3 protein-coding genes and 1 pseudogene are annotated in these 2417 nt (G+C 65.7%); 1 reads left to right on the forward strand and 3 read right to left on the reverse strand.

Going from position 1 to position 2417, the window contains the following annotated elements:
- The coding region (locus QZY03_RS00785) for an aldehyde dehydrogenase family protein (RefSeq protein ID WP_295577217.1) at positions 1 to 780 on the reverse strand (780 nt) is incomplete at its 3' end.
- 434 nt (positions 781 to 1214) lie between these two features.
- Between QZY03_RS00785 and QZY03_RS00790 the strand changes: the two genes are divergently transcribed.
- Positions 1215 to 1967 (forward strand): Uma2 family endonuclease, encoded by a 753-nt coding sequence (locus QZY03_RS00790; protein ID WP_295577219.1) that lies wholly within the window; start codon positions 1215 to 1217, stop codon positions 1965 to 1967.
- Here QZY03_RS00790 and QZY03_RS00795 read toward each other — a convergent pair.
- Both QZY03_RS00795 and QZY03_RS00800 read right to left on the reverse strand, forming a co-directional pair.
- Positions 1936 to 2271 (reverse strand): DUF1778 domain-containing protein, encoded by a 336-nt coding sequence (locus QZY03_RS00795; RefSeq protein ID WP_367116242.1) that lies wholly within the window; start codon positions 2269 to 2271, stop codon positions 1936 to 1938. The two genes, QZY03_RS00790 and QZY03_RS00795, sit on opposite strands and share 32 nt — an antisense overlap.
- Positions 2190 to 2417: pseudogene (locus QZY03_RS00800) on the reverse strand (coniferyl-aldehyde dehydrogenase); the annotation flags it as partial. The gene QZY03_RS00795 and the pseudogene QZY03_RS00800, both read right to left, overlap by 82 nt.

Here is a 2417-nt window from a genome sequence, read left to right on the forward strand (position 1 = left end):
GACCGGCCGCAGCTTCGAGAAGGTCAGGAAGCCCTCGTAGCCATGGTAGTGCCCCATGCCGCTCGCGCCGACGCCGCCGAACGGCAGGTCGTGCTGCCCCACCTGCACGATGGCCTCATTGACGCCGACGCTGCCCGAGAGAACCTCGGTGATGTACCGCTCGGCGAGTCGCTTGTCGTTGGTGAACGGATAGAACGCGAGCGGGCGATCGTGAGCGTTGACGTAAGCGATGACCTCATCGGCCTCGCGATACGGTTTGACGGGCAAGATCGGCCCAAAGATCTCCTCCTTCATGATCGTCATCTCGTCGCTCACCCCGAGCACAATGTGCGGGGCGAACTTTCGGCGACGGGCATCGAGCTGCTGGTCCGGCGCCAGGTTGATGACGGTCGCCCCGCGCGCCTGCGCATCCGCGAGCGTCGCGACGAGCCGATCAAAGGCAGGCTGATCGATGATCGTGGTGTAGTCCGGGCCGTTCAGATCGGGATACCGCTCTGCGACGAGCCGCTTGGCATGCGCGACGAACACGTCGGTACTCGCTTCGGGCAAGAACAGGTAATCGACGTTGACGCACACCTGACCGGCGTTCATGCACTTGGCCCAGAGGATGCGCTCGGCGGCCGTCGCCAGCGGAAAGTCGGGCGCGACCACCGCCGGGGCCTTACCGCCGAGCTCGAGCGTCACCGGACAAAGGTTCGCCGCCGCCGAAGCCATGACGGCGCGTCCGACACCGCTGGAGCCGGTACGGAATACCGGGGACAGACCCTGAGGTATCCCCACGAACTTGATCTAGACATCAGTAAGTTAGCGGAATCCCGGCGTCAGGGCCTCTGCCAGCCATTCACAGCGTCTCTATCTCGCTGATAGAGAAAGTTATTTCGTGGGGATACCTCAGGGACAGACCACGATTCCCTGCCTTTCTTGCGGCAATACAAAAACCATGGGCTTTCGCGCGATTTCCTTGTCCCGGGAATCCCGACCACCTAATCCACTCCAACTCGGGGAAGGGAAACCCGGCCCGGACCCGCTCGACCAAGCGTCCGGTCGACGTCTTCGGCACGCCGAGGTCGTCGGCGAGCGGGTCGGCTCCGCCGGGGGTTTCTTTGCGCAGCGCGGCTTGCGCGTAGCGATGCTTCTTGGAATGATTGACCGTGTCGGCGCAGCCGGCAGACCGGACCACCCTGGGGCCGCCACACCGGCCCGGAGCCAGTGCCATGAACCCCTTGTTACGTATCGACCCGGATGATCCCTACCCGGAGAGCGACGGAGCACCGATGGCGGAGAATACGCTGCAGTTCGATTGGATCGTCAAGATCAAGGAGAACCTGGAGATCCTGTTCGCGGATCGCGCCGATGTCTTCGTCGCCGGGGATCTCTTCTGGTACCCGGTGCCGGACCGGCGGCTCATCGGCCCCCTGGCACCGGACGCCATGATCGCCTTCGGCCGACCCAAGGGCCCGCGCGGCTCGTACCGGCAATGGGAGGAAGGCGGCATCGCACCTGCGGTGGTCTTCGAGATCATGTCGCCGTCGAACAGCGTCAAGGAGATGCGCGACAAGCTGGAGTTCTACGACACCTATGGGGTCGAGGAATACTATGTCTACGACCCCGAGCACAATCGGCTGGAGATCTGGCTGCGCCAAGGGGCCAGCCTGCGGCAGATGTCCCACCTGAACGGCTGGACGAGCCCGCGGCTCGGGATTCGCTTTGCCGTGCTTCCGGAAACCCTGGAGATCTTCGACCCGGCGGGCCGTCCCTTCCGCAGTCCGGTCGAGCTGGCACGGCAAGCCGAGCAGGAGCGATTGCGCGCCGAGCAGGCCGACGAACGCGCCGAGCAGGAGCGGCGGCGTGCCGAGCAGGCGCAGGAGCGCGCCGAACAGGCCGACCAACGCGCCGAGCAGGAGCACCAGCGCGCCGAGCAGCTTGCGCAGCGACTCAGGGCGCTCGGGGTCGACCCGAACGACTAGCGCTTGCGACCGGCCTTGATTGGGGAACCCGACGCGGCGGCGGGGATAAGATGGCCGCGGCGAAGCGCTCCGAATCGGCCAAGGAGAGGCGGATGACCTCGGCCTCCGCGATGGTCCGTTGGGCGGCCTCCTGGACCGCGGCAACGACGAAGTCCGTCATGGCGACGCCCCGGATTTCGGCGGCGCGCTTGAGCATGGCGTGCAGGTCGGCGCCGATGGGGGCTAGCCTCGCAACCTGAACATCCAGTCCAAGGCAAACTTCGCGAGCTTTCCGTAGGGCGGCTGCAGCACCGCCTGGATCGATGAGACGCGCGCCTGGCGAAAGACCGGCCGCAGCTTCGAGAAGGTCAGGAAGCCCTCGTAGCCATGGTAGTGCCCCATGCCGCTCGCGCCGACGCCGCCGAACGGCAGGTCGTGCTGCCCCACCTGCACGATGGCCTCATTGACGCC

This window comes from uncultured Lamprocystis sp., from assembly GCF_903933125.1.
In the GTDB taxonomy this organism is placed as follows: domain Bacteria; phylum Pseudomonadota; class Gammaproteobacteria; order Chromatiales; family Chromatiaceae; genus Thiodictyon.